This window comes from Hyphomicrobium sp. (assembly GCF_019744875.1).
GTDB lineage: Bacteria > Pseudomonadota > Alphaproteobacteria > Rhizobiales > Hyphomicrobiaceae > Hyphomicrobium_C.
On the sequence record NZ_JAIETU010000002.1, the window covers coordinates 592,889 to 619,411 of the forward strand.

The following is a 26,523-nucleotide window of genomic DNA, read 5'->3' on the forward strand; positions in this document are numbered from 1 at the left end:
GTGCACGCGCGGCCCCCTCATCCTTCCCTGGCTTCGTTTGCGCGATAGAGGTTCGGCGGCGGATCGCGGCGCGCCGGATTGGAGCCAAGATCGCGCTGGCCCTGCTCCCGGCGCGGAGGCACGGCGAGCCAGCCCATCGCGCGCGTCAGAACGCTGTCCTCGGCCGCGTCGGCAGCAGTCGGCAGGAAGGGATCCGCATAGCAGACCGCGCCGACGCGCGCCGCGGCCGCCTTGACCTGCTCGACCATTCCCGGCGCGCCGCACGCGTAGAGCACATCGCTCGGCAGCAGAAGCGGGAGATAGTCGGTCGGACGCCCCGGCATCACCGCGTTGGCGGCGGCTTGCGGTCCGCTGCACACAGGCACGACCAGCACATTGGGATAGCCCGCCAGCCGCACGAGCGCGGGGCCCATGTAAAGAGCCTCCATGGCGCGGCCGCCCACGATGATCATGATCCTGCGCTCCGGATCCTCTCGGAGCGCGGCCGTCGCCACCGACCAGATCGGTGCAAAGCCGGTATTGGTTGCGACGAGAACAAGCCGGCCTACGAGATCCGGCCGGAAATGCGCCGAACCATAGGGACCCGCCAACGTGACGCGATGACCCGGCCTGATGCGCGTGCCGAGAGAGGCAGTGACGCGCCCGTTCGGCATGCGCCGCATATGAAACCAGATGGACGCGCCAGCTGCTTCGCCGCGCAATGGGTGCGTCATGCTGAAGGGACGGCTTGCAAAGCCCTTAAACCGGACCTGGGCATATTGTCCGGCATGATAGGGCAGCGCGCGATCGGTCCGGATGCCGACTTCGATCACCTCGCGCGAGAGCGGCAGCAACGAGCTCACGACGCCATCTACGCTGCGCACGCCCGACGTCTGGCGCTTCTCAATCGCGGCATCGCCTGCAATCCGGCACTGGCAGGCGTGGACGATGCCGGGCTCGGCGCCTTCTCCGCCCTGCACCTGGCCGGAGACGAGACGCACACAGCATGTTCCGCAATGGCCGGCCCGGCAGTCGTGGGGAAGATCGACGCCGTTGCGCAAGGCGGCGTCCAGCAGCACCTCGCCGCGGCGCGCCCGAAACTCCTGGCCATTGATCGTTATTCTGCAATCGATTGCCATTATCTGTTTCCGAATGTCATTCATGAGCCAACCGCACAAGTGCTCTTACGAAGACAATCGGGCAAAAAATGTGAAGCGAAGCGAAAAGCCAATGCTCGCTCCATATAGGTTGTGCTCCACAGCGCTCATTGAACGCAAAAACGAGAAAACTATTTTATTCCGCGCGACCAGAAATCGTCACAATCTCCCGCGGCAAACCGCTGCGTAACCTACGCATTGTTCCGTATCTGCTCAGATCGGAGCTTTCAGTTTTTTTAGCGCTTTCATTCGATTGACGGAGCGTCTCCGCGCGTCGCGAAAATGGCCGCTTCAGGCTTCGCATTTCGGTCTGTCGCGTTTTCTCGGCCATTTGTCGGCCCGCTTTGCGCGCTATTTTTCAATCAGACCTTCGAAGTAGCAACTCTCCACAGTTCTCGCGCAGAAGATGCACTTTGCAGTGCCCTCGTGAGCCCATCCAGATGGTGACTCCATGCAAGCCGTGCGCAATTTCTCCGTATACTTCCGGGTGTTCGCCTGTGCCGGCGTGCTGGCCTGCGCGGCGTCCGCCGGCATCCGTTCCGCGTCCGCCGCCGATGCGAACGCGCTGCTCGAAGCGCTGATCAAGAAGGACGAGGCGAGCAGGCTCGGCGGGCCGACATCCGGCGAAACGAGCGGCGCCGCGAGCCCCAAGGGCAACGGCGCAAAGAGCAAGACCAAGGTTTCCGAGGACGCGCATTCAGAGGGCGCGAACGCACAGGCAGAGGGTGCCGGCGCACATAAGTCGGGCGCTGACGCGCATGCAGAGGGTCACGGCGAGATGTCCGTGCTCAAGGCCGCCGCCGAAGCCTCGAAGGGCCAGGAGGCGCCGATCCCCGCGGTCGATGAGGAAACGCTCTCGCTCTATCCCACGGCCGCGCAATGCGGCGAATGCCACAAGCAGATCTATGAGGAGTGGTCGTCGTCCCAGCATGCGTATGCGTCGATCTCGCCCATGTTTCACAAGTTCGAGCAGAAGTTCCAGGATCTGACGCAGGGCACGGTCGGCACGTTCTGCGTGCGCTGCCACCAGCAGGTCGGAACGCAGCTCGGCGAAAACCGCGAGACACCGCTCTGGGATCGCAGCCCGATTTCGCGCGAAGGCGTGACCTGCATCACCTGTCATCGCGTCAGCGAGCAATACGGCAAGGTCAACGGCGAACGCCGCGTCGTTCCCGGCAAGATCTACGAGCCGGTGTACGGCAGCGGCGAGAAGAGCGTGATCAAGGACGTGCTCGCCAACAAGGACACTTACTCCGTCAAGACCAGCACCGACGGGCGCGGCAACGACATTCACAAGGGCATGATCACGAACGACCAGATTACCAAGTCGGAGTTCTGCGTGAGTTGCCATCAGGTTGCGGTGAACCTCGGCATCAAGCTCGAGATCGTCTGGGACCAGTATCGCGACAGCCCGGCGCGAAAGGCCAATGTGACGTGCCAGGACTGCCACATGGGCAAGGTGCCCGGAAAGCCCGAAGGCTATGCGACGGCTCCCTCCGCAGTGGTCGGCGGCAAGGAGGTCAATCCAGGGCGCAAGCACGCCAATCACCGCTTCATAGGTCCCGGGTACTCGATCGCGCACCCCGGCATCTTCCCGCACAACACCAAAGCGCAGGCCTACAGCATCAAGGACTGGCTGCAGTTCGACTGGCGCGGCGGATGGGGCACCGCCAAGTTCGAAGACAAGGTCGCCGCCGGCAAAGCCAAGGTCGCCTTTCCCAAGCGGTGGGCGGATGCGCTCGACCGCGAGGACGCGCGCGAGATCATCGAGGAGAACCTCAAGAAGCTCGACGAGCGGGACGAAATCCGCAAGCAGGTGATGGAGAACAGCAGCCACATCGACGGCCCCTTTGTCCAGGGTGCTCCGGCTGTCGGCTCGGATCTGGCGTTCTCCTACAAGATCAAGAACACCAACACCGGCCACAACCTGCCGTCGGGTTCGCTCGGCGCGCAGCCACAGCTCTGGGTGAATGTCGCCCTCGTCGATCCGGACGGCCTCAACGTCTGGGAGTCGGGCTACGTCGACAGCAACGGCGACATCGCCGATCTGCACAGCCTCGACGTCGCCGCGGGCCGCATCAAGACAGACCAGCAGCTCGTGCACTTCCAGACCAAATTCCTCACGACCAACGTCAAGGGCACGGAACGTGAGATGTATCTACCGGTGAATTTCGACGTCGATCCGTTGCCTCATCTGCGTCCGCCGCAGATCCCGACCACCGTTCTCAATCATCCGCCGCTGGTGCGCATGGAGAACCGCTCTCTCGCGCCGCTCGGCGAGAAGCTCGCGAAGTACGTCGTGCCCGGCAACCTGATCACGAAGCCCGGCAAATACAGCCTCGCCTTCCGCATGCGCAGCCGCGCCGAGCCGATCTACTTCATGCGCTTCGTCGGCTCCACCAAGGCCATGGAGCAGAGCATGAACGAACGGATCATGAATTTTCACGCCTTCGCGGTGGAGGTCGATGTGAAGGGCTAATCGCACTCCGAACTTCGGATGCGCACCGGCGGGGGAAGCACCGGCGCTCATCCGATCTCACGACCAAGTCACGACGAGGGGGTTTCGTATGACGTGTAATGCGTACCTTGCCAGGACCAGCACCGCCGCACTCGCGATGGTGGCCGGAGGCTGTCTCCTTGCAACCGGGGCGGCGTCCACATTTGCCGCGAGCGATGGCGAAGCCGGCGACGGCGGCTGGTCGGTGCAGGTCTGGCCCGGCGCATCGCGGCTGGCGTCGGCCGAAGATCAGGCGCGCCTGCAGGCGGGCAGCAGCACGGAGGCCAAGGTCGAGACCACAGCCGCAAACGCAACGCCCGAGAAAAAGGCTGCCAAAAAAACTGATAAGGCGGCGCGCAAGCGCAAGGAGGCAGCCGCCAAGGACGACCTGTTCCGATCCGATCCTCAGTACGACGGGGAATACCACGCGGACGGGCAGGTCGACATCTATGGCGCAAAGAGCGCGGTCGAGCCGCCGCGTCCTCCGGTGGAAATCGGCCGGCAGCAATATACCTCCGGCGCCTACGACAAGAGCAGCACGTTCCTCGGCGAGAAGAACCCGTTGCTCCCGGGCCTTGCGATCTACGGCGACTGGCGGACGGCGATCGCCTCCAACAACAACAACGGCAAGAACATCTCGCAAGTCGCGACGCGCTTGAACCTCGACGTCGATTTCAAGATCACCGGCACCGAGCGCATCCACGCGTTCTTCACGCCGCTGCAGAAGGCCAACAAGGAGTTCACGCGCTTCGAGTTCGGCCGAGGCGACGGCAACGGGCAATTCAACGACGAGCTCGATCTCAACCCGCAGACACTGTTCTTCGAAGGCGACGTGGGCTCACTCTATTCGGGCTTCTCCGGCCAGGACGCCACGTTCGACCTGCCCTTCACGGTCGGTCTCTATCCACTGTTCCTGCAGAACGGCATCTGGGCGAACGACGCCATCCTCGGCGGCGCGGTCAGCTTGCCTGCAAAAAACTCCGCCGCGCTCGGATTGGCGAACTTCGACATCACCTTCTTCGCCGCGTTCGACAACGTCGACAACGCGGGCATCATCGGCGCGGACAAGGGCGACAACCATCTCGCCAACCTCTACGGCGTCACGGCGTTCATCGATGCTTTCGACGGCTACATCGAAACGGGCTACGGCTTGATCCAAGGCCGCGACGAGCAGGACGGGCTGCTGACTCACTTCCTGACCGCCGCCTACACGCACCGCTACTTCAACACCGTCTCGAATTCCACGCGCGTGTTCGCGAACTTCGGCGAAGACCCGGAAGGCAACAGCGACGGTCTCGCGATCATCTCCGAAAACAGCCTCGTGACGGGATTGCCGAGCACGCTGCTACCGTATGCGAATTTCTTCGTCGGCTTTGGCAATCCTCAACCGTTGGTCGATGGCAACGGCGCGGGCATCCTGAAAAACGTTGGCATCAACTTCGAGACCGACGCGCTCACCGGCTATCCGAAGCTCGACGACAGCGGCTCTAATGCCCTAGGTGGCGCGCTCGGCCTGCAGTACCTCTTCAATCTCGATCAGCAGCTCGTGTTCGAAGTGGCGATGGTGCAGCCGTTCAAGGACGACGGCATCGGCGCCGATGACGCGCAGTACGGTTTCGGGATCCGCTATCAGGTGCCCATCGACCGGGCGTGGCTGTTCCGCGCGGACGCGACCTACCAAATTCTCGACGGCGGCGATGAAGACAACTTCGGCCTTCGCGCCGAGGTGCGCCGCAAATTCTGACGATCGGCTGGAGGGAGTTCTCTCATGAGTAGCCAGACTTGGTTCGCACCGTTCGTGTTTGTGCCGATTGTGATGGCCTGCGTGCTGGTGGCCGGGTTCTTCGGCCTTGCGGCGGTCTCGGCCGCTTCGGCCGGGAAATCCGTCATGAAGGCGCGCGATGGCGGACGGGCCTATGTGCTCGAGGGCACAAAGCGCACCCGCAGTCGCGGCCCACGGATCCCGCAGCCATTGGGACCGGCCTACATCTACTACGACTATCCCTACTACTACAGCCGCGGCTACTACCCGACGCACATCGGGCGGTATGTCTATTTCCCCTCGTTCGCGCGCGGCCGTGATCCAAAAGTCGATGCCAGATGCTCGAGCTGGCGGCGAAGTTGTCTCGCCAAAGCCGGCTACTATCGGGGACCTGCGTCGCCCCGCCGCCAGAGGGGGGCTTGCAGATGTCGCTGAAGCTTTTCGGTTGGATCCTGATCGTCTCCGCGCTCGCGCCCTATGCGCTGCTCGTTTATCAGCTCCGGTCGCGGGTTTCGCTGGCGCCGCAAAGCGGCCGCGCCGGCGTGGGCATGACCGCGCGCCTGAGAGACAGCGGGTCGCTGCTCCGCCACGTGAAACTCGACGGCGGCCGGGGAACGTTGACGATTGCCGCCGCTGTCTTTCTCGTCGTTGCGTGTGCAGGCTTTGCGAAATCGTATTTCGGCCAGGCACCGGATGTGTCGGATGAGACGATGGCGACTTCTCGGTCATCCGATGCGGGCGATCCTGCCGATCTTGCCGATGGCGACCTCGAACACCTCGCGGACTATGCGCGCTCCGTCGCTACCGCCTCGCCGACAGCGACCGACGGCCAGCGCGACACCGCCACGCTCCTGCCCGACGTGAACACGATGATCGAGCGGCTCGCCGCTCGCCTCGCAAGCGCGCCCGACGATGTGCAGGGCTGGCGCACGCTCGGCTGGTCCTACGTCAACACGGGGCGGTATGACGATGCCGTAAAGGCCTACGCGAAGGCCGTCGCGCTCGATCCGAACTCGCCCGAGATTGCGCGCCTCTATGAGGACGCCAAGGCGAAGGCGTCCGGAAGCGCAGGCGTGGCCGCCGCGACAGACGCTACGACGACGCCGTCAAATGCCACGCAGCCGCAAGACTCCGATAGCGCGCCAGCGCAGACCCCTGCCGGCACACCACCGCATGACACCAACGCCGCCATCCGATCGATGGTCGATGGGCTGGCCAATCGCCTCGCGAGCGCGCCGCGCGATGTCGAGGGCTGGACACGCCTGATGCGCTCTCGCGTCGTGCTCGGAGAACGAGGCGTCGCAGCGGAAGCGTTCGCCAAGGCCCTCGAAATCTTCAAGGACGACTCGGCTGCTTCCGCCCAGGTCACGGCCATGGCGGCCGAACTCGGCCTGACATCCGAATGACCTCCCTCAATCGCCGCGCCCGGCGCGCAGGAGTTCGACATGAATTTTGATCACCAGTTCCAGCAGCGGCTGGAGGCCCTCCGCCGCGAAGGCCGCTATCGCGTGTTCGCGGACTTGAAGCGCCGCCGCGGACACTTTCCAGCGGCCGATCATTTCACGGCCCATCGCACACGCGAGGTCACGGTGTGGTGCTCGAACGACTATCTCGGCATGGGCCAGCACCCGGCCGTCATCGCCGCCATGCACGAGGCGATCGACGCGGCGGGAGCGGGCTCGGGCGGCACGCGCAACATCTCCGGGACGACCCACTATCACGTGGAGCTCGAAGCCGAGCTTGCGGACCTGCACGGGAAAGAAGCCGCGCTGCTGTTTTCTTCCGCCTACATGGCCAATGACGCGACGCTCTCGACCCTCGCCCGGCTGGTTCCCGGCACGGTCGTGTTCTCGGATGAGAAAAACCACGCGTCGATGATCGAAGGCATCCGCCACGGCGGCGGCGACAAGCAGATCTTTCGCCACAACGATATCGGCGACCTCGAAGCCAAGCTCAGAAAGTATCCGAAGGGCACGCCCAAGATCATCGCCTTCGAGAGCGTCTACTCGATGGACGGGCATATCGCGCCGATCGCGGCCATCTGCGATCTCGCGGAAAAATACGGCGCGCTGACCTATCTCGACGAGGTGCACGCGGTGGGGCTCTACGGCCCGCGCGGCGGCGGCATTGCCGAGCGCGACGGCGTGATGCACCGCGTCGACGTCATCAACGGCACATTGGCCAAGGGTTTCGGCGTCATGGGCGGCTACATCGCGGGCACTCGGACCCTGATCGATGCGATCCGCTCGTTTGCCGCCGGGTTCATCTTCACGACCTCGCTGGCGCCCACGATCGCGGCTGGCGCGCTCGCCTCCCTCCGCCACTTGAAAACAAGCACGAGCGAGCGAGCCCGCCACCAGGAGCGGGTGCGGACGCTCAAGGCGGCGCTCAAAGCGAAGCGCGTCCCCGTCATGGACAATCCGAGCCATATCGTGCCGGTGATGGTCGGCTGTCCGGCTCACTGCAAGGCGATCACCGACACGCTGCTTCGCGAGCACGGCATCTACGTGCAGCCCATCAACTATCCGACGGTGGCGAAAGGCACGGAGCGGATGCGCCTCACGCCGTCGCCCGTTCATTCCGACGACCAGATGGACGATCTGGTGCGCGCCCTGGGAGCGCTGTGGGCGGCCTGCCCGGTGCCGAACGGCGCGTATGTGAGGCTGGTCGCGGAATAGCGGGCGCGCGACGGACGCGACGCTGGCGATCCCGGCAGGGCTCGAACCTGCGACCCCCTGCTTAGAAGGCAGGTGCTCTATCCGGCTGAGCTACGGGATCTGAGCCGTCGGAGCCCTTTGAATAGCAGAGACGCTTTCCGTGGCAAGCCAGCTCTTGCCCCGCCAAGGGCCAACAGACGCAACGGCGGCGCCTCGAACCCGTTCCGCGCGCGCCGGAATGATCCTACGCTCGCCACATGAGTGATTCCCGCGACATCGACACGTCTCGTGACGCGAACGATCCCGGCCTCAGCGTGGGGTCGGGCGGGACGTCGCTGGGCGACCTCTTTTTTCTCATGGATCGCGATCCGCGGACCTCATCGCGCCCGCTCGTCATCTTCCTGCATGGTGCATTGCGACACTCGGAGAACACGCAGGCCTGGTTTCCGGTGCTGTCGAAAGACTTCGACGTGATCTTCGTCGACCTGCCGGGGCACGGGCATTCGCCGTCCGACGGCGAGCCGACCCTCGCGGCTTTCACGGAGCGCTTCCGCGAGTTTCTGTTGCGGCACTTCTCACGCCGCGATGTCGTGATCGTGGGCGAGTCCGTCGGCGGGCTCATCGGCCTCGGCGTCGCGGACGGACGAACGCCCTGCGTGCGCGGCGTCATCGCGGCCGACCCGCCGCTGTCCACGGCCAAGCAATGGCCGATCTACGCCAACTTCGTGCACCGCGCCACGACCCGGCCGATCGGTGACTATCTGATGACGCTGTTCGCCAATGCGTTCGGCTACACGCTCGAAGGACTAAATGGCGACCGCATCTACTATTCGGTGCTGGCGCACGTCACGGTGCCGGCGCTGATCCTGACGGGCACTCTGCCGCTGTTTCCCGTGCGCCCGCAGAAGACCATTCCCTGCCTGCTCGACGACGTGGACAAGGCGATGATCCGGGCGATGAAAAACCCGCATCTCGCATTGAGCATCGTGCCGGGTGCCGGGCATCTCTGCCTCGACACCACGTTTCCGGAAGCACGCGTTGCGGTGTTGGATTTTTGCGCGGCGCGGCTGCTACAGCAGCCGGCGCGGCAGGCGGGCTAGCGCACCCGCAATTAGTTCTCAGTGCGTCCAGGCGCCGATGCGGCCGAACTTGAAGTTGTCGGCATAGGCCTTCCGCACGAGGCTGCGCGGCTTCGGCTCTTCCAGGCGATAGGCGATGCCGTTGCGCTCGGCGTAGGCGATCGCTTCTTCCTTGGTGTCGAACTCAAGACGGACCTGCGTGCGCGTGTCGGCCGAGCTGGTCCAGCCCATCAGGGGATCGATCTCGCGCGGCACGGCGGGCTCCTGCTCCACCACCCACTCTTTCGTACGGGCCAGCCCGGATTGCATTGCGGATTTGGCCGGCTTGTAGATGCGTGCCGTCACGGCGCCCTCGCTGTTCGACTGCGATAGAGTGCTTCCGGAAAGCGAGCCCTGCTCATGGCGGCGCCACGCGGCACCGCAGTGCCCGGCAAGAAGCACGATAAAACAAAGGGCTAGTGTCATTCCGCGATTCAATCAAACGGAAACGACGCTAGGGATCAATTGATCCGGGACATGATTAGCCGCGGCGGCCTTTCCGGGCAAGCGCCTCATCGGCGCAGCACGAGGTCTGCCGTATCGGCGCGCGCCTGCCAGCCGGCGCGTTCCAGCTCCGGATCCAGGTGCTCCTCCACCGGCCGCCCGAGACAGAGATAGGCGACGAGCGACCAGTCGGCCGGCACGTCGAGCGCCTGGGTCACGACATCGGGCTCCAGAATCGAGACCCAGCCGAGGCCGATGCCCTCCGCGCGGGCCGCGAGCCACATCGTGTGAATTGCGCCGACCACGGAGTAGCGAAGCACTTCCGGCATCGTCTGGCGGCCGAGCCCGGCCCCGCGTTCCGTGTCCTCGTCGGCGAACACGGCGAGATGGACGGGCGCCTTCTCGAGCCCTTCGAGCTTGAGGCGCGCATAAAGCTCGCGCTGCTCGCCGTCGTAGCCGTCGAGGGCGGACTGGTTGGCACGCCGAAACGAGGCCCGCACGGCATCGCGGCGGGCTTCGGATGCAACGAGCACGAAACGCCAGGGCTGGCAGTTGCCGACCGAGGGCGAGCGGCACGCCAGCTCGATCAGCCGCTCGACGCTGCCGGCGGGCAGCGGATCGGGCCGGAAGCGCCGGACATCGCGCCGCCAGTACACGAGGTCGCGGAACTGGTCTGCGAAGGCCGCCGAAAACTCGGGGGCTGCGTGACGAGGGGTGTCCGTCATGAGGCTAATCTATCGACGATGTGCACGAACGTGCCAGTGACATTCGCGCGCCGTGCCCCGCACTCCGCAACCGGCTGGCCGTCGGCGCCTGTCGCTGCGAGAAGCGGATCGTCGCCGGCGGCCACGACGGAGGCGAAGTGGAACTCGTGGCCCATGAGCTGGCTGCCGGCCAACCCGATCGCGCAATCGGCAAGCACCCGCACGCGGCGATAGCCGAGATGCATCGCGGGGCGCGCAAACGACGTCTCGACGCCGAGCAGACCGGCCATGGCATGCCGGTGGCCGTCCTTATCGACGAGGCCCGCGCCGAGCACCATGTAGCCGCCGCACTCGCCGTGCACCGCAGCGCCGCGCTTCGCCGCGGCAGCAAGCCCCGCCTGGAAGCCGCGTGCGGAGGCGAGCGTGCCGGCATGCAGTTCCGGATAGCCGCCGGGCAGCCACACGGCATCGGCGGCCACGTCGGGGGCTTCGTCGGCCAGCGGGGAGAACGGCAGGATCTCAGCGCCAGCTCGCCGCCAGCCTGAGAGAACGTGCGGATAGGCGAACGCGAACGCCGTGTCGGAGGCGAGCGCGATGCGCTGTCCCGGCGGTCGGATCGCCTCGTCGCCCGGCCCGGCGGCCGCGAGTTTCGCGGGCGCCGCCAACCGCACGAGCGCATCAAGGTCGAGGCATTCGGCGATGGCATCCGCGATATGGCCGATGCGCGCCTCGACGTCGGCCGTTTCGCCAGCCTGCACGAGACCCAGGTGCCGTTCCGGCAACGCAAAGTCCGCCTTGCGCGGCAGCGCGCCGAGATAGCGGATGCCGATGCTTTCGAGCACGGGCGCGATCATGCGAGCGTGCGCCTCGCCGCCGACGCGATTGAGGATGACGCCTGCGATGGCGATATCGTCGCGAAAGCGGGCGCAGCCGAGCGCGAGCGCGGCGGCGGTTTCCGCCTGAGCCGAGACATCGAGCACGAGCACCACCGGCCAGCCCGTGTGCGCCGCGAGATCGGCGGTCGCGCCGCGCGCGGTCTGGCCTGCCGCCGTGACGCCGCTGTCGAAAAGGCCCATCACGCCTTCCGCGATAACGAGCGATGCGCCTGCGCTCTCGCCCTCAACGATCTGCGCGAGGCTGGCGCGGCGCATCGCCCAGGTGTCGAGGTTGTGCGAGGCGCGCCGCGTGGCGACGGCGTGGAAGGCTGGATCGATATAGTCAGGCCCGCACTTGAACGGCTGCACGACATGACCTTTGCGCGTCAGTGCGCGCATGAGGCCGAGTGTGACGGTGGTCTTGCCGCAGCCCGAGGCGGGCGCGGCGACGATGAGCCCGGGCGGCGGCGTCCCGGTCATGGCTTGGCCGTGGGCTTTCCGAGCATGGCATCCGTCACCATGCCCGGCGCGAGCACGGCGCGCAGAGCGGCGTTGGCGCCGATCACGATCACGGCGGGCGACGTGATGCCGTGGGCTGCGACGTCGGCGGCAAGATCGGCAAGACACGTCTCGACGATGCGCTCGTCCTCACTGCTGGCATGCGAGATGACGGCGGCGGGCGTGCCGGGCGCAAGGCCGCCGCGTAGGCAGGCGGCCGTGATCTCCGGCAATTGCGCCAGCGCCATGTAGAGAATGATCGGCTGGCCGGTGGCGGCAAGCGCCTCCCACGAGCGGGCGGCCGTCGCGTCATCGGCGCGGTGTCCCGCCGCCAGGATGACGGCGTGGTTGGTCTCGCGCGTCGTGGCCGGAATACCGGCCAGGGCCGGGGCCGCAAGACCCGACGTGATGCCCGGCACGACGCGAAACGGAATACCCGCCGACACGAGCGCATAAGCCTCTTCCCCGCCGCGCCCGAAGACGAACGGATCGCCGCCCTTCAGGCGGAGCACGCGGCGTCCCCGCTTCGCTTCGGCAATAATGAGTTCGTTGATATCGCGCTGCTGCGGAGACGGGCGACCGCCGCGCTTGCCGGCGAAGTGGATCTCGGCATCCTCGCGCGCGAGACGCAGGATGCGCGGATCGACCAGCGCGTCATGCACGATGGTGTCGGCCGAGCGCAGGGCGTGAATGGCCATGACCGTGAGCAGCCGCGGGTCGCCCGGCCCGGCGCCTACGAGCCACACGTGGCCGGAGGCAAGCTCTGGGAACTCGGGAAAAATCTCGGGCGGAAAGTTCATGGCCTGCTTCACTGCTTGGGCGTGCGGGCGGCGCTGTTAAGCATGCGGATCGCACTGTGATGTGTGCGGGCCGCACGGCGCGCCATCGACGGATTGGGGTAGCCTTTGCCGCTACGGCCTGTCAAACAGGGGCGTCTTCCGAGCCCCGATGTCACACCCGACGGACGCACGACCATGGCCACGCCGCTCCCTCGCCTCACCCTCGTCATCGGCGGCGCGCGCTCGGGCAAAAGCCGATTTGCCGAGGACCTTGCGACCGCCCACCCGGCGCCCTGGATCTACGTCGCGACGGCGGAAGCGCACGACGACGAGATGGTGGAGCGGATCGCCCATCACCGTAAACGGCGCGCGGACGGGTGGGTGACGGTCGACGCACCGCGCGATCTCGCGGCTGCGGTTCTCGCGCCGACCACGGGCGCCTCTGTGCTGCTGATCGACTGCCTGACGCTCTGGCTGACCAACGTCATGCTCGGGGGTGGCGAGGTGGAGGACGAACAGGCGCGCCTGCTCGACGCGCTCGCGTCCGCCACCGTTCCCGTCCTCGCCGTCTCGAACGAGGTCGGCATGGGCATCGTGCCCGACAACGCACTGGCGCGGGCCTTCCGAGATGCGCAGGGCCGCCTCAACGCGGCGGTCGCCCGGCAGGCGAACTACGTCGTGCTGATGGCCGCCGGCCTTCCCCTAACGCTCAAGGCGCCCTAAAGCTTCCCCTCTGATGTCTGACTATTTTCTAGGCATACTGTCTGTTTTTAGTGCACATCAGGCATCCTTTTGCCTATACAGGGCCGCCCCCGCGCGCCGGCAAGACCTCCGGCTCCACTGCGGGGAGCGTGGGTTTCCTCTCAGGGAACTCGCTCATGGTCTTTCCAGGGATGTTTGACGAATGCTCGACGAGAAGCTCGAACCTATCTACGCGGACGTGCTGCGCCGGAACCCCGGCGAGGATGAGTTCCATCAGGCCGTGCGGGAGGTGCTCGAGTCGCTCGGCGCCGTCATCGCCAAGCATCCGCGCTATGCCGAGCACGCGCTGATCGAACGCATCTGCGAGCCCGAGCGTCAGATCATCTTTCGGGTTCCCTGGGTCACCGACAACGGCGAGGTGCAGATCAACCGCGGCTTCCGGGTGCAGTTCAATTCGGTGCTCGGCCCGTTCAAGGGCGGTTTGCGCTTCCACCCCTCCGTCATGCTCGGCACCGTGAAGTTCCTCGGCTTCGAGCAGGTGTTCAAGAACGCGCTGACCGGCATGCCGATCGGCGGCGGCAAGGGCGGCTCGGATTTCGATCCCAAGGGGCGCTCGAACGGCGAGATCATGCGGTTCTGCCAGTCGTTCATGACGGAGCTGTCGCGTCATCTCGGCGAGCACACGGACGTGCCGGCGGGCGACATCGGCGTTGGCCGGCGCGAACTCGGCTACATGTTCGGCCAGTACAAGCGCATGAGCAACCGCTACGAGTCGGGCGTGCTCACGGGCAAGGGCCTGACGTGGGGCGGCTCGCGCGTGCGCACCGAAGCCACCGGCTACGGCGCGGTGTTCTTCGTCGAGCGCGCGCTCGCCACGCGCAAGCAGGGCTTCGCGGGCAAGAAGGTTCTTGTTTCAGGCTCGGGCAACGTTGCGATCTACACGATCGAGAAGATCCATCAGCTCGGCGGGCGTGTGATCGCGTGCTCGGATTCCAGCGGCTATGTCGTCGACAACGACGGCATCGATCTCGCGCTGCTCAAGGACATCAAGGAAACGAAGCGCGGTCGCATCAGCGACTACGCAGCCGCGCGCCGCGCGAGCGCGACGTTCGTTCCGGCCGGGCGCATCTGGGACGTGCCGGCCGATATCGCGATGCCGTCGGCGACGCAGAACGAGCTCAACGGCCAGGACGCGCGCACGCTGGTCAAGAACGGCGTGATCGCGGTCGGGGAAGGCGCGAACATGCCGAGCACGCCGGAAGCCGTTCGCGTGTTCCAGGAGGCCGGCATCATCTTCGCGCCCGGCAAGGCCGCCAACGCGGGCGGCGTCGCCACGAGCGCGCTCGAAATGCAACAGAACGCCTCGCGCGATTCCTGGACCTTCGAGGTGACGGAGCAGAAGCTCGGCGTCATCATGAACAGCATCCATGACCGCTGCGCCGAGGTGGCGGAAGAGTACGGCTCGCCGGGCAACTACGTGCTCGGCGCAAACGTCGCCGGCTTCCTTCGGGTTGCGGATGCCATGGATGCGCTCGGCGTCATCTGACGCCAGAGTGCTGCTTCACGCCTACCACAACAGGAACGCTACGATCGCAAGCAGGCCGATCACGGCGGCCTGGATGAGATAAGCGATCCGGTAGAGGCGCAGCGCGCGGTGGATATCCGCCGCGGTTGCGTCTCGCCGGCCCGACCCCATCCACGCGTCGTCGATGGTCTTGCCGCCGTAGCTGCGCGGGCCCGCGAGCGCGAGGCCCAGCGCTCCGGCCATCGCCGCTTCCGGCCAGCCGGCGTTGGGTGAGCGATGGCGCGGCGCGTCGCTCAAGGCGCTGTGGACGGCGCTGCGCCAGTCCGCTCCCTGCGTGACGCGCGCCGCGAGCGCGATCCAGATCGCGGTCAGGCGGGAAGCCGGCAGGTTGATCAGATCGTCGAAGCGGGCCGCCGCCCAGCCGAAGGCAAAAAAGCGCTCCGACTTGTGACCAATCATGCTGTCGGCGGTGTTGGCCGCCTTGTACGCGGCGCAACCCGGCAGGCCGCCTACGATCAGCCAGAACACGGGCGCGACGACGCCATCGGAGAAGTTCTCGGCCAGGCTTTCGATGGCGGCGCGCGCAACGCCTGCTTCATCGAGCGAGGCCGGGTCGCGGCCGACGATGCGGGACACGGCCTGGCGTCCGGCGGCGAGGCCGCGCTCCTCGAGCGCGACGGCGACATCAGACACATGTTCATCCAGGCTGCGGCCGGCCAGCAGCGTACTGGCCAGCGCGGCCTTCAGGATCAGCGCGGCAACGAGCGGCAGCGTGAGGTCGATCGCGACGTCGATCAGGAGCACGATCGACACGACGACGAGCAGCACGGTCGCGAGCGCCAGGATCCCGCGCAGACGCGCGCGCGCGGGCGACAGGTGGCCTTCGTTCCAGACCTGCTCGGCGCGGGAGATGAGCGCGCCAATCCAGGTGACCGGATGGCCGATGCGGGCCACGAGCGCGTCGGAGTAGCCGACGAGCGCCTCGATGAAGAGTGCGAGAAAGGCCAGCGCGAACGTCATAGCTCTCCTCGTCTCGGGGGCCGCGAGATCAGCGTGCTAGCACAGCCGGGGCCGTGGCGGAACATGCCTCACGCGAGCACAAGCAGTAGGAGCAGCGCGGACTCGGTCATTTCAATGCTCGCGCCGTGGCAGTCGCCGTTCACGCCGCCCACCCGCAGGCGCCAGTAAATCGCGAGCGCAAGGGCCAATGGCACGGCCGCGATCAGGATCGGCGCGACGAACAGCGATGCAATCCCGAGGCCGACGCCCTCGATCGCGACAACGCGCGTGTCGACGCCCGCTGCCAGACGGCTGCCCATTCCCTCTCCCAGCGGCGGCACGGCCCGCGCAATGACGAGCACGCCCCAGCGCGCCCACGCTGCCGTGAGGGCCAGCGCCGCGACCATCATAATCGGGTCGCCCTTGGCGGTCTCGGAGATTGCCGCCAGGAGCACGAGCTTGGCTGCAATCTGGAGTGCAATGGCAATCACGCCGAAGGCCCCGGTGTGCGGATCCCGCGCCACCTCGACAAAGCGTTTCGGGTCGCCATGCGCTGCGCCGAGGCCGTCCGCGACGTCGCCTACGGCTTCGAGATGGAGCCCGCCCGTCACCGCCGCCCACGCCACGAGCCCGAGCAACGCGCCGACCCAGGGGCTGGCGGCCGATCCGAGCGCAACCGCAAGCGCCACAATCGCCCCGACGATGGCACCGACGACCGGCAGCCACGGCGCGGCGCGACCGAGATCGCTTGCGCGCTCCGGCGCGAAGCCCGGCGCGGGAAGGCGCGTCAGAAACGTCAGAGCCGTGAGAAATCCACTCATGCCTTCCCCTCGCGCGCCTTCCCCTCGTCCGGCGGCTGGACGATTTCGATCAGCTCGCCCCAAAGCCCGTGCGCGTCCGTCCAGCCGATGCGCACAGAGACACGCGTGGCATGCGACAGGCGAATGGCCCAGAGGCGTTGCAGCGGAATGGCGAGCAGCACTGACAGCGCCATGCGGATGGTGCCGCCGTGGGCTGCGACGAGCACGCCGTTTTGTCCGGTCGAAATCAGGTCGCGCAATGCGGTCTGCACGCGCCGCCTCACATCCAGCAGAGACTCGCCGCCGGGCGGAGCGTTGATCTCCGGGTCCGCCTGGAAGGCGGCAAAGCGCGCATCGTTCGCGAGGTCGGCGAGCGCCTGGCCGTCCCATTCACCGAAGTCGATCTCGCGCCATGCGGGATCGCTCTTTACGGCCAACCCCGAGACTTGCGCCGCGAGGGCGGCCGTCTGCTGCGCGCGCGCAAGCGGCGATGCCACGATCGCATCCCAGGACCGGCCAGCGATCTGTGCGGTCACGGCCGCAAGCCCCGCGTCCGCCAGCGGCGCGTCCGTCCGGCCGAGCAGCCTGCCCTCCGCGACCGTGCGTCCGTGGCGCAGAAAATCGATGGCCGTCATGGCGCGTCGCGGTTCGAGACGGCCGCCTCCGCAAAAGTCGCCATGCCGTTGTGAAGCGCGCATGCCAAGCGCAGGACCGCGAGCGCGGATGCGGCGCCCGAGCCTTCACCGAGACGCAGGCCGAGATCGAGAATGGGCTCGGCCGCCAGCGCCGCGAGCACGGCGGCGTGGCCGCGTTCGGCTGAGCGGTGGGCGAACAGCAACCACGGCCGGACGCTCGGGTTGAGCCGCGTGGCCGCGAGCGCGGCCACAGTGACGATGAAGCCATCGACGAGGACGGGGCTGCCACGCTGCGCGGCGGCGACGATGGCGCCGACGAGCGCTGCTATTTCCAATCCGCCGACGGTTTCGAGGACACGCCGCGCATCGGGGGCACTGCTCCCCTCTAGTTCGTGACGCGCGAGCCCCCGCGCGATGACGTCGATCTTGTGGGCGATGCCGGCCTGGTCGAGCCCGGTGCCCGCGCCCGCGATCTCGGCAGGCGGCTTGCCGAGCAGCGCGCAGGCAATCGCCGCGGCCGAGGTCGTGTTGCCGATCCCCATCTCACCGAACAGAACGAGATCCGCGGGGCCCGCCGTTTCCACGGCGCGGCGTCCGGCGGCCAGGGCTTCGTCGCGGTCGTCGGCGGTCATTGCGGCTTCGACGGTGAAATCGCGCGTGCCGCGGCGCGTCTTGTCGGAGACCACGCCCGCGATGGGATCCGTGGCCAGCGTTCCGGCATCCACCACCATCAGGGGCACGCCCAGCTCGCGCGCGAGGACGGCAACGGCCGCGCCGCCGGATGCGAAGTTGCGCAGCATCTCCACCGTGACGGCGGCGGGGAACGCCGAAATGTTCTGCGCCGTGACGCCGTGATCGCCCGCAAACAGAATGATGGGCGCGGCGGCGGCGCGCGGGCGGTCGGTGGCCTGAAGCGCTGCGAGCGCGATGGCGAGCTCTTCGAGCCGGCCGAGGGAGCCCGGCGGCTTGGTGAGCTGGGACTGGCGTTCGCGCGCTGCCGCCTCATGGGCGGCCGACGGCATCGGGCAGGCTTTCTCGATCCAGCGGCTGGTCATTGATTTCGGCCGGTCATGGGAATCCGGATATCGAGGGCATTGCAGTAGGGTCTCAGCGCTGCATGACACGGCCGGGGCCTTGCGGCAACTGCAGCGGGATTGAAGGGGCCGCCCGGATGTGGGAGCAGAGGCTTGGGCGTGTTGCGATCGGGAGGCTGGCGGCGAGCGATGAGGCTCAGGCGTGTCATGGACGGGGCGGCTCCGGCGCTCCAGGTCGCGACGGGCGCAGGCTGGGTCGACGTCGCCCGGGCGCTTCCGGGTGCGCATCTCGCGGGCGAGCCGGGCTGCGCATCGTGGGCGACGGATGCCGTCGCGCTGCTCGGCGCGCCGGCCGCCGTTCGCGACGCTATTTCCCTAAGCGCCGCGAGCATCGCGCCCGTAGCCGACGACGCGCGGATCCCTGTCCTGCCGTTCGAGCCGCGCTCGTTTCGCGACTTCATGCTGTACGAACGGCACGCCATCGATGCGGCGCGCGGGTTCGTGCGCCACTTCATGCCCCGCGCCTGGCCGCTGGTCAGAGCCTGGGAGGCCGTGCTCGGTGCGCCGTTTCCACCTCTCAGGCCGCACGCGCTCTGGTCGCGCCAGCCGATCTACTACATGGGCAATCATCTCGCCTTCGGCGGCGACGGCGATGTTTGCGCGCCCGCCTATACGCTCGCACTCGACTACGAGCTGGAGCTCGGCTTCGTGCTCACTCGCGAGATCGTGGATGCGTCGCCCGCCGAGGCGGAAGCGGCCATCGGCGGGTTCGTGGTCGTCAACGATTTCAGCGCGCGTGACGTGCAGCATGCGGAGATGCGGTCCGGCTTCGGGCCGCAGAAGGCGAAGCATTTCCGAAATGGCCTCTCGGCGGACATCGTGAGCGCCGATGAGATCCTGCCGCGCTGGCGCGAGCTCAAGGGATTTGTCCGGCTCAACGGCGCGCTCGTCGCGGAGCCGGAGACGGCGGGCGCGCGCTGGTCGCTCGGCGAGGCTTTGGCGCACGTATCGCGCTCGGAGCGGCTCTATCCGGGCGAGCTGTTCGCGACCGGCACCTTGCCCGGCGGCAGCGGCATCGAGCGTGGCCGCCTGCTCGCGGCCGGAGACGAGATCGAGATCGGCATCACGGGCGTCGGTGCTTTGCGCAATCGCATCGTCGCGCCGGTGCACGGATTCGGGGGCGGATCATGAAGGAGAGTTCCGCATGAAGGTCATCGACCTGTCGAAGCCCGTGCAGTTCAATCGCGACGATCCTTTCTTCATGCGGGTCAAGGTCAAGCACAAGCCGCACTGGATGGCCAAGGTGCTCGTCCGCCTGCTCGGCCTGCCGTTCCGGCTTTTCCCGCGCGATTTCGCGGGCTGGGCCGACGACACCGTGAGCATGGGCGTGCATGCGACGACGCATATCGATGCGCCGTGGCACTACGGCCCGCAATCCGGAGGCGCGCCCGCGCAAACCATCGACGCAATTCCGCTCGACCGCTGCATCGGTCCGGGCGTCGTGCTCGATCTCTCGCACAAGGCCGACGACGAGGCGATCACGGTTGCCGACATGGAGGCGGCGCTCGCGGCGTCCGGCGCGCCGCTGACGGAGCAGACCATCGTTTTAATCCGCACCGACCGCGACCGCCTGATGGGCACGAAGGACTTCTGGCAAACGGGAACCGGAATGAGCGCGGCCGCCACCGAATGGCTGCTCGATCGCGGCATCACCGTGATGGGCATCGACCAGTGGGGCTGGGACCTGCCGTTCCGCGCCCAGATCGCCAAATCCAAGGCGACCGGCGACGCCACGCTTTTCTGGGAGGCGCATCGCGTCGGGCAGCGGCGGCCCTATTGGCACATGGAGCAGCTCACCAATCTCGCCGCGCTGCCCCCGTACGGGTTCGAGGTGGCGGTGTTTCCGCTGAAAATCGTCGGCGCATCGGCGGCGCCGGCGCGGGTCGTCGCCATCCTGCGTTGAGGGGAGATCTCCTAACGCACTGCAACATCAGGGGATAACCAGTGGCCATCGTCGCTTAGGACTAAAATATGTGGCGGCCAGGGTTGGGGTTCGGGAAATTTTCCCTGTAGAATGGGATAACGTTCCGATCCGACGCGCAGGGTGCCGATGAAGCCGCCGAAAGCCGACTTGTTCTCGACCCAGCTCGATCCGAGCCATCCGAACTACGACGCGCTTCTGCTCAAACGGGCGCGGCTCGAAGCGCACCGGCGGCGCAGGCTGGAAAACAGCGGCGCGCTGGCGTCCAAACCCGCAGCCAAGACCGGCACCAAAGCGCGCAAGTCCACGCCCCGCCGCAAGAAGGATTGAGGGGCGGGCCTCGCCCTCCCCGCCTCGATTGGCGGCGAACCTCGATTGACCGGCCACTTGGTTGGTGGGCGGCTTGATTAGCGGAGCATTCGCCCCATGTGTCGGACGATCGCGCATTCGGCGGTTGCTTGCCCGGAGCCCCTCACATGACCGACAACTTCGACGATGATGCGCGGAGCCTCGCGCCCAAGTTCGCCCCGTCGCGGCGCGAAGCCATGCTGACGACGCTCGCGACCGGGTTCGCGCTTGCCATTCAGCCCGTGGCGGCCGAGACGACGATCACCACCGACAGCGACGGCCTCACGGCGGGCGAGGTGCAGATCACGACGGCCGACCGGGCCATCCCGGCCTATCGGGCGATGCCGTCGTCCGGAGGGCCGTTCCCCATCGTGCTCGTGGTGCAGGAGATCTTTGGTGTACACGAGCACATCAAGGACGTCTGCCGGCGCTTCGCCAAGGCCGGATATCTGGCCATCGCGCCCGAGATGTTCGTGCGCCAGGGCGACGTGTCGAAGCTCAAGAGCATCGACGAGATCCGCCCCATCGTCGCAACCGTGCCGGACGCCCAGGTGATGGCCGATCTCGATGCCGCGGTGGCGTATGCGACATCGTCCGGACATGGCGACGGCGACAAGCTCGCCATTACGGGGTTCTGCTGGGGCGGCCGGATCACGTGGCTTTACGCGGCGCACAATCCGAAACTGCGCGCGGGCGTCGCCTGGTATGGGCGGCTCGCCGGTGATCCGACGCCTCAGACGCCGCGTCATCCCGTCGACATCGCCGCCGAACTCAAGGCCCCCGTGCTCGGGCTTTACGGCGGCGCCGATCAGGGCATCCCGCTCGAGACCGTCGAGGCCATGCGCGCGGCCTGCGCCAAGGCGGGCAAGACGTGTGAAATAAAGGTCTTCGAGGGAGCCCCGCACGCGTTTCACGCCGACTATCGGCCGAGCTATCGCGCGGAGCCCGCGCAGGAAGGCTGGAAGCGCACGCTGGCGTGGTTCAAGCAGCACGGCGCCGGCTAGTTACGCCTCATCCAATTGGTCCGCCGACGGCAAAAATGCTCGGCGAAAAAATTGGCGGGTCGCTGGAACCTTCTCTGGCGAGCCGGATTTCATGAGCACCACGGTCTTCCCCCTCAAGCCCGTGTGTCGTTCCCCCTCTTCGACCCTCGGGCCCCCCTCCCGGGGGTCGACCCGTTTTGGGCCGCGCTAATTGCCTGGGATTGATCGTGGCCGGGGCGCAGGGTGCTAGGGGCTCGCGGCCTGTCCCTGCAATTTCCTGACGTTCGCGGGCCGCGCGACCTGATGATCGCGAACGGCGCGATGCACGAACGCGAGCTTCGTGACCGCGGCGGCCGGAATGACGAAGGGATAAAAGTCGGCGTGACCCATGCTGCGATTGAGCGTGTTCATCGCGAGCGTGAGCGGGACCCAGCGCTCCCACAGCGCATCGAAGGTTTCTTCGCGATAGATGTCGTAGGTCTTGAACGGCCACGCCGCGCCGAAGACGATGCCGGCCGTGCGTGGCTCCATGCCGGACGCTTCGGCCGTTTCCAGCGTGTCGACCATGTGCAGGTAATGCGCCCAGGTTTCGGCCCAGTCCTCCCAGGCATGCGCGCTGGCATAGGCCGAGACGCATCGCGTGTCCCAGTCCGGCGGCGGGCCGCTGCTGTAATGCTGCGCGATGGCGTCGGCGTAGTTCGCGCGTTCATCTCCGAAAAGCGCGCGAAACTCGTCCAGCAGGCCCGTCTCCGCGACGAGGACCTTCCAATAGAAGTGCCCGCTCTCGTGGCGGAGATGGCCGAGCAGCGAGCGGTACGGCTCGCCGAACTGCTGGCGTTGACGCTCGCGTTCGACGGCATCGGCCTCCATGATGTCGATCGTGACGACGCCATCGAGATGTCCGGTCATGGCGCTGCGGACGAAGTCGAACGTGAGCGCGCCTTGGCCAGCGTCCGCAGTGTGGAACGGCAGGCCAAAACGGAGCAGCGAATAGACCAGACGCTTTTTCGCGTGCTCTAGATCCTGCCACGCCTGCAGGCTGCCGGATTCGGAGAGATTGGGAATGGTGCGATTGAGACTACAGGCGCGGCACAGTTCGTGGCTGCCGGCAGGCGTCAGCCAATTGCAGACGCCGAAGAAGGAATTGGCGCAGTAGCGCACGTCCGCTGTTACGCCCGAGCGCCTGACGTCCGAACGCACGCCGGTTTCGTCGATCGTGATGCGGCGGAACAGCGAGGCATCATTTTCGTTTGGTTCAAGCGCGACCATAGCCTGCAGATCGGCGTCGAAGCCGAGGGCGTGCCCGCAGCGCAGGCACGCAACGTTCTCGAAGTAGACGCGATTGCCGCATGCCGAACAGGAGAAGCGCTTCATTCTTATCCGATCAGTTCCGGCCGCGATCGATCAACGCCGAGCGATCCACTTCAGGAGATGCCCGCATTTCTTGCACTATCGCACCAAAGTTTCATCACCCTGCATAGCCTTTAAGCGCATTCACAAAGAACGCCGCCCAATGATCACGCGGATGCTTGTCTCTTATGCTCCGGCTCGATAACGCATACAGGGTCGCCGAGTTCATGTAACGCTCGCGATTGCGAGCGGAAAGGACATCACGTCTCCATGGCGCTGCACGTTGCCTTAACGCATGCCACCAGCTACCGCTACGATCGCCCCATCTCGATGGGACCGCAGATCATTCGTTTGAAGCCCGCGCCACACGGGCGGACGCCGATCGTCAGCTATTCCATGACGGTTTCGCCAGCGACGCATTTCATCAACTGGCAGCAGGATCCCTTCGGAAACTTCCTCGGACGCGTCGTATTTCCCGAGAAGACGGACCACTTCTCCGTGACCGTCGATCTGGTGGCCGACATGGCGGTCATCAATCCGTTCGACTTTTTCGTCGAAGAGCACGCGACCCATTGGCCGTTCGTCTACGACGACGCGCTGACGTCCGATCTCGCGGCCTATCTCACGCCGGAGCCCGCGGGCCCTATGCTCTCGGAGTATCTGGCGACGATCGAAACGGCCTCCGGGCGCACGACCATCGATTTCCTCTGCACCGTCAACGCAAAGCTCCAGCGCGACATCGGCTATCTCGTGCGGATGGAAGCGGGCGTGCAGCCGCCCGAAACCACGCTTAGCCTGCGCTCGGGATCGTGTCGCGACAGCGCGTGGCTGCTCGTGCAGATCCTGCGCAACCTCGGCCTCGCGGCACGCTTCGTGTCCGGCTACCTGATCCAGCTCAAGCCCGATGTCAGCCCGCGCGAAGGCCCATCGGGCGCCGCGCAGGACTTCACGGACCTGCATGCGTGGGCGGAAGTCTATGTGCCGGGCGCGGGCTGGATCGGCCTCGACGCCACGTCGGGTCTCCTTGCGGGCGAAGGTCATATTCCGCTGGCGGCCACGCCGCATCCGCAGTCGGCGGCGCCGATCTCGGGCGCGCACGAGGCGGCGACCTCGACGTTCGATTTCAACATGGGCGTGACGCGGGTGCTCGAAACACCGCGCGTGACGCAGCCCTACGACGACGCGACGTGGGACGCCATCGTGGCGGCGGGCCATGAGGTGGACGCGCGCCTGACCAGCGGAGACGTGCGGCTCAGCATGGGCGGCGAGCCGACGTTCGTGGCGGCAGACGACATGGACGCGCCGGAATGGAACACCGCCGCCGTCGGGCCGACCAAGCGTCGCTTCGCCGAGGATCTCGTGCGGCGGATGCAGCGCCGCCTCGCGCCGGGCGGCTTGCTGCACTATGGCCAAGGCAAGTGGTATCCCGGCGAGCCGCTGCCGCGGTGGGCCTTCGCCGCCTACTGGCGAACGGACGGCAAGCCGCTGTGGCGCAACCCCGCTCTCATTGCCCGCGAGACGCCTGAGAAGCCGGCGACCGTCAGCCACGCGGAGGCCTTCGGCTCTGGTCTCAGCGAGCGCCTCGGCCTGCCGCGCGACAGTGCCATCCCGGCTTACGAAGACGCCTCGCTGCTGATGCTCACCGAGCAGAAGCAGCCGCTCGGAGACATCGTTGCAGACGACGCCAATCCCGAAACCCAGGCCGAGCGGGCGCGGCTTGCGCGCGCCCTCGACCGCGGGCTCAACGATGTGGTCGCCTACGTGCTGCCGCTCAAGGCGTCGAGCGTGCGCCCTGCTCATTGGGCGACGGAGCGCTGGAAGCTGCGGCGCGACAAGCTCGTGCTGGTGCCGGGCGATTCACCGGCCGGGTTCCGCCTGCCGCTTGGGTCGCTGCCGCCGATTGCGGCCGAAGACTACCCCTATGTGCAGCCCCTCGACCCGATGGCGACCGTGCCGCCGCTGGCCAATCCCGAGAGCGGCGACGGCGCGGATGCCAACGCGCATGAGCGCGCGTCGTCGCCCGCGGCGGAGCGCGCATCTTCGTCTGCGGCGGAGCGCGCATTGCCGCCCGCGCCGATCGAGGCCGTGCGCACCGCTTTGTGCATCGAGCCGCGCGGCGGTACGCTTTGCATCTTCATGCCACCGCTCGAAAGCGCCGACGACTATGCGGCGCTGCTGGCCGCCATCGAGGATACGGCTGCGAGCCTTTCCGTTCCCGTCCACATCGAAGGGTACGGCCCACCTTACGATCCGCGCCTGCAAGTTTTGAAAGTGACGCCGGATCCCGGCGTCATCGAAGTCAACGTGCAGCCGGCCGCAAGCTGGGGCGAAATCGTCGAGCACACGACGGCGCTCTACGACGACGCCTACGCGGCAGGTCTGGCCGCCGAAAAGTTCATGCTCGACGGCAAGCACACCGGCACCGGCGGCGGCAATCACATCGTGCTCGGCGGCATGTCGCCGGCCGAGAGCCCGTTCTTGCGCCGCCCCGACCTGCTGGCGTCGATCATCGCCTATTGGCAGAACCATCCGTCGCTGTCGTATCTGTTCGCCGGGCTTTTCATCGGCCCGACAAGCCAGGCGCCGCGCGCCGACGAAGCGCGTTACGAGCAGGTCTACGAGCTCGAGATCGCGCTGGCGCAGATTCCCGATCCGAAGGACGGCGAGGTCGCGCCCTGGCTCGTGGACCGGCTGTTCCGGAACCTGCTGATCGACGTCACCGGCAATACGCACCGCGCCGAGATCTGCATCGACAAACTCTATTCGCCCGAGGGACCGACGGGACGGCTCGGGCTCGTGGAGTTCCGCTCGTTCGAGATGCCGCCGCACGCGCGCATGAGCCTTGCGCAGCAGTTGCTCGTGCGCGGCCTGATCGCGATGTTCTGGGAGAAGCCCTACAAGCAACGCCTCGTGAGATGGGGCACGGCGCTTCATGACCGGTTCATGCTGCCGCATTTCCTCTGGGCCGATCTCGAAAGCGTGGTCGGCGATTTGCAGGAAGCCGGCATTCCGTGCGAGGCGGCGTGGTTCCGCCCGCACCTCGAATTCCGCTTCCCGCGCTGCGGAACGCTGGAGTACGCCAACGCGCAGGTCGAATTGCGCCAGGCGCTCGAGCCCTGGCATGTGATGGGCGAAGAAAGCGCGGGCGGCGCGACGGCCCGCTATGTGGATAGCTCTCTCGAGCGCATCCAGGTGAAGGTCTCGGGCTTCTTCGGCGACCGGCTGACGGTGACGTGCAACGGCCGCATGCTGCCGCTGACCCCGACCGGCACGCAAGGCGAAGCGGTGGCCGGCGTGCGCTACCGGGCGTGGGCACCGCCCTCTGCGCTGCATCCCAACATCCCCGTGCATGCGCCGCTCGTCATCGACGTGTTCGACAGATGGCTCGGACGCGCAGTCGCGGGTTGCCGCTACCATGTGGCCCACCCCGGCGGGCGCAACTACGCAACGTTCCCCGTCAATGCCTACGAAGCAGAAGGGCGACGCCTCGCCCGCTTCGAGCCGCTCGGGCACACGCCGGGTGAGACGGCCCCTGCAGCCGCGATCATCAACTCCGATTATCCGCTCACGCTCGACCTCAGGCGCGCATTTTAACCGTGCTTGGCGGCGCGAATTACCGTTGGCGGTGCAGATTCGCCGCTTGCGGCGGCCTTTGGGCGACGCGATAGTGCCTGTTCAATATGCAGGCTGATTCTG

The 26,523-nt window shown here is 66.7% G+C and carries 23 protein-coding genes and 1 tRNA gene; 13 read left to right on the forward strand and 11 right to left on the reverse strand.

The genetic code is table 11. The features are described from left to right. Positions 1-17 precede the first annotated feature (17 nt). Complete coding sequence (locus K2Y42_RS02900) at positions 18-1,118, reverse strand: 2Fe-2S iron-sulfur cluster binding domain-containing protein (protein WP_291148219.1); 1,101 nt, start codon at positions 1,116-1,118, stop codon at positions 18-20. A 469-nt stretch (positions 1,119-1,587) separates the two neighbouring features. On the opposite strand from K2Y42_RS02900, the gene K2Y42_RS02905 reads away from it, so the two are divergent. The 5 genes from K2Y42_RS02905 (at position 1,588) to hemA (ending at position 8,073) form a co-directional block, all read left to right on the forward strand. Then, entirely contained in the window at positions 1,588-3,615 is a 2,028-nt protein-coding gene (locus K2Y42_RS02905; RefSeq protein WP_291148221.1) for a multiheme c-type cytochrome, read from the forward strand. 88 nt (positions 3,616-3,703) lie between these two features. After that, entirely contained in the window at positions 3,704-5,377 is a 1,674-nt protein-coding gene (locus tag K2Y42_RS02910; protein ID WP_291148224.1) for a hypothetical protein, read from the forward strand. Positions 5,378-5,401: 24 nt separating this feature from the next. After that, on the forward strand, positions 5,402-5,830 hold the full coding sequence (locus tag K2Y42_RS02915) for a hypothetical protein (RefSeq protein WP_291148226.1): 429 nt from the start codon (positions 5,402-5,404) through the stop codon (positions 5,828-5,830). Next, positions 5,821-6,801 carry a tetratricopeptide repeat protein gene (locus K2Y42_RS02920; RefSeq protein WP_291148229.1) on the forward strand — a complete coding sequence of 327 codons (981 nt, stop codon included), beginning with the start codon at positions 5,821-5,823 and terminating at the stop codon, positions 6,799-6,801. The genes K2Y42_RS02915 and K2Y42_RS02920 overlap by 10 nt, the downstream gene beginning before the upstream one ends. 39 nt (positions 6,802-6,840) lie before the next feature. Beyond that, positions 6,841-8,073 carry a 5-aminolevulinate synthase gene (hemA, locus tag K2Y42_RS02925; protein WP_291148232.1) on the forward strand — a complete coding sequence of 411 codons (1,233 nt, stop codon included), beginning with the start codon at positions 6,841-6,843 and terminating at the stop codon, positions 8,071-8,073. A gap of 23 nt (positions 8,074-8,096) precedes the next feature. On the opposite strand, the gene K2Y42_RS02930 is transcribed toward hemA, so the two are convergent. After that, positions 8,097-8,173, reverse strand: a tRNA-Arg gene (locus tag K2Y42_RS02930). Positions 8,174-8,309: 136 nt separating this feature from the next. Here K2Y42_RS02930 and K2Y42_RS02935 point away from each other — a divergent pair. Next, positions 8,310-9,152 carry an alpha/beta hydrolase gene (locus tag K2Y42_RS02935; protein ID WP_291148234.1) on the forward strand — a complete coding sequence of 281 codons (843 nt, stop codon included), beginning with the start codon at positions 8,310-8,312 and terminating at the stop codon, positions 9,150-9,152. An 18-nt stretch (positions 9,153-9,170) separates the two neighbouring features. On the opposite strand, the gene K2Y42_RS02940 is transcribed toward K2Y42_RS02935, so the two are convergent. From K2Y42_RS02940 to cobA, 4 genes are all read right to left on the reverse strand, one after another. Further along, positions 9,171-9,476 (reverse strand): ETC complex I subunit, encoded by a 306-nt coding sequence (locus K2Y42_RS02940; protein WP_291150161.1) that lies wholly within the window; start codon positions 9,474-9,476, stop codon positions 9,171-9,173. A gap of 206 nt (positions 9,477-9,682) precedes the next feature. Beyond that, positions 9,683-10,339 (reverse strand): 5,6-dimethylbenzimidazole synthase, encoded by a 657-nt coding sequence (gene bluB, locus K2Y42_RS02945; RefSeq protein WP_291148237.1) that lies wholly within the window; start codon positions 10,337-10,339, stop codon positions 9,683-9,685. Beyond that, the gene (locus tag K2Y42_RS02950) at positions 10,336-11,673 is read right to left on the reverse strand and encodes a cobyrinate a,c-diamide synthase (RefSeq protein WP_291148239.1); all 1,338 of its coding nucleotides are present in this window, start codon (positions 11,671-11,673) and stop codon (positions 10,336-10,338) included. Before K2Y42_RS02950 ends, bluB begins: the two co-directional genes overlap by 4 nt. Next, positions 11,670-12,491, reverse strand: coding sequence for a uroporphyrinogen-III C-methyltransferase (cobA, locus tag K2Y42_RS02955; protein WP_291148241.1), 822 nt, complete (start codon positions 12,489-12,491; stop codon positions 11,670-11,672). Before cobA ends, K2Y42_RS02950 begins: the two co-directional genes overlap by 4 nt. Positions 12,492-12,665: 174 nt before the next feature. Between cobA and cobU the strand changes: the two genes are divergently transcribed. Together cobU and gdhA are read left to right on the forward strand one after the other, a co-directional pair. Then, on the forward strand, positions 12,666-13,193 hold the full coding sequence (cobU, locus tag K2Y42_RS02960) for a bifunctional adenosylcobinamide kinase/adenosylcobinamide-phosphate guanylyltransferase (protein ID WP_291148244.1): 528 nt from the start codon (positions 12,666-12,668) through the stop codon (positions 13,191-13,193). A 181-nt stretch (positions 13,194-13,374) separates the two neighbouring features. After that, positions 13,375-14,718, forward strand: a complete 1,344-nt coding sequence (gene gdhA, locus K2Y42_RS02965; RefSeq protein ID WP_291148247.1) for an NADP-specific glutamate dehydrogenase — start codon at positions 13,375-13,377, stop codon at positions 14,716-14,718. A 21-nt stretch (positions 14,719-14,739) separates the two neighbouring features. On the opposite strand, the gene cbiB is transcribed toward gdhA, so the two are convergent. The 4 genes from cbiB to cobT all read right to left on the reverse strand — a co-directional run bounded on the left by cbiB (position 14,740) and on the right by cobT (position 18,186). Next, positions 14,740-15,717, reverse strand: coding sequence for an adenosylcobinamide-phosphate synthase CbiB (gene cbiB / locus K2Y42_RS02970; RefSeq protein ID WP_291148254.1), 978 nt, complete (start codon positions 15,715-15,717; stop codon positions 14,740-14,742). A gap of 68 nt (positions 15,718-15,785) precedes the next feature. After that, complete coding sequence (locus tag K2Y42_RS02975; RefSeq protein ID WP_291148257.1) at positions 15,786-16,517, reverse strand: adenosylcobinamide-GDP ribazoletransferase; 732 nt, start codon at positions 16,515-16,517, stop codon at positions 15,786-15,788. Further along, the gene (locus K2Y42_RS02980) at positions 16,514-17,131 is read right to left on the reverse strand and encodes a histidine phosphatase family protein (protein WP_291148260.1); all 618 of its coding nucleotides are present in this window, start codon (positions 17,129-17,131) and stop codon (positions 16,514-16,516) included. The genes K2Y42_RS02975 and K2Y42_RS02980 overlap by 4 nt, the downstream gene beginning before the upstream one ends. Next, positions 17,128-18,186, reverse strand: a complete 1,059-nt coding sequence (cobT, locus tag K2Y42_RS02985) for a nicotinate-nucleotide--dimethylbenzimidazole phosphoribosyltransferase (RefSeq protein ID WP_291148263.1) — start codon at positions 18,184-18,186, stop codon at positions 17,128-17,130. Before cobT ends, K2Y42_RS02980 begins: the two co-directional genes overlap by 4 nt. Positions 18,187-18,354: 168 nt before the next feature. Here cobT and K2Y42_RS02990 point away from each other — a divergent pair, with 168 nt between their 5' ends. From K2Y42_RS02990 to K2Y42_RS03005, 4 genes are all read left to right on the forward strand, one after another. Further along, positions 18,355-19,356 (forward strand): fumarylacetoacetate hydrolase family protein, encoded by a 1,002-nt coding sequence (locus tag K2Y42_RS02990; protein ID WP_291148266.1) that lies wholly within the window; start codon positions 18,355-18,357, stop codon positions 19,354-19,356. A gap of 13 nt (positions 19,357-19,369) precedes the next feature. Next, positions 19,370-20,128: a cyclase family protein gene (locus tag K2Y42_RS02995; protein ID WP_291148269.1), complete on the forward strand. Its 759-nt coding sequence runs from the start codon at positions 19,370-19,372 to the stop codon at positions 20,126-20,128. A 147-nt stretch (positions 20,129-20,275) separates the two neighbouring features. Further along, positions 20,276-20,476, forward strand: coding sequence for a hypothetical protein (locus tag K2Y42_RS03000; protein WP_291148272.1), 201 nt, complete (start codon positions 20,276-20,278; stop codon positions 20,474-20,476). Positions 20,477-20,622: 146 nt separating this feature from the next. Then, on the forward strand, positions 20,623-21,498 hold the full coding sequence (locus K2Y42_RS03005) for a dienelactone hydrolase family protein (protein WP_291148275.1): 876 nt from the start codon (positions 20,623-20,625) through the stop codon (positions 21,496-21,498). Positions 21,499-21,723: 225 nt separating this feature from the next. On the opposite strand, the gene K2Y42_RS03010 is transcribed toward K2Y42_RS03005, so the two are convergent. After that, positions 21,724-22,851, reverse strand: a complete 1,128-nt coding sequence (locus K2Y42_RS03010) for a putative zinc-binding peptidase (RefSeq protein WP_291148278.1) — start codon at positions 22,849-22,851, stop codon at positions 21,724-21,726. 246 nt (positions 22,852-23,097) lie between these two features. Between K2Y42_RS03010 and K2Y42_RS03015 the strand changes: the two genes are divergently transcribed. Beyond that, on the forward strand, positions 23,098-26,421 hold the full coding sequence (locus K2Y42_RS03015; RefSeq protein ID WP_291148281.1) for a transglutaminase family protein: 3,324 nt from the start codon (positions 23,098-23,100) through the stop codon (positions 26,419-26,421). Positions 26,422-26,523: the final 102 nt, after the last annotated feature.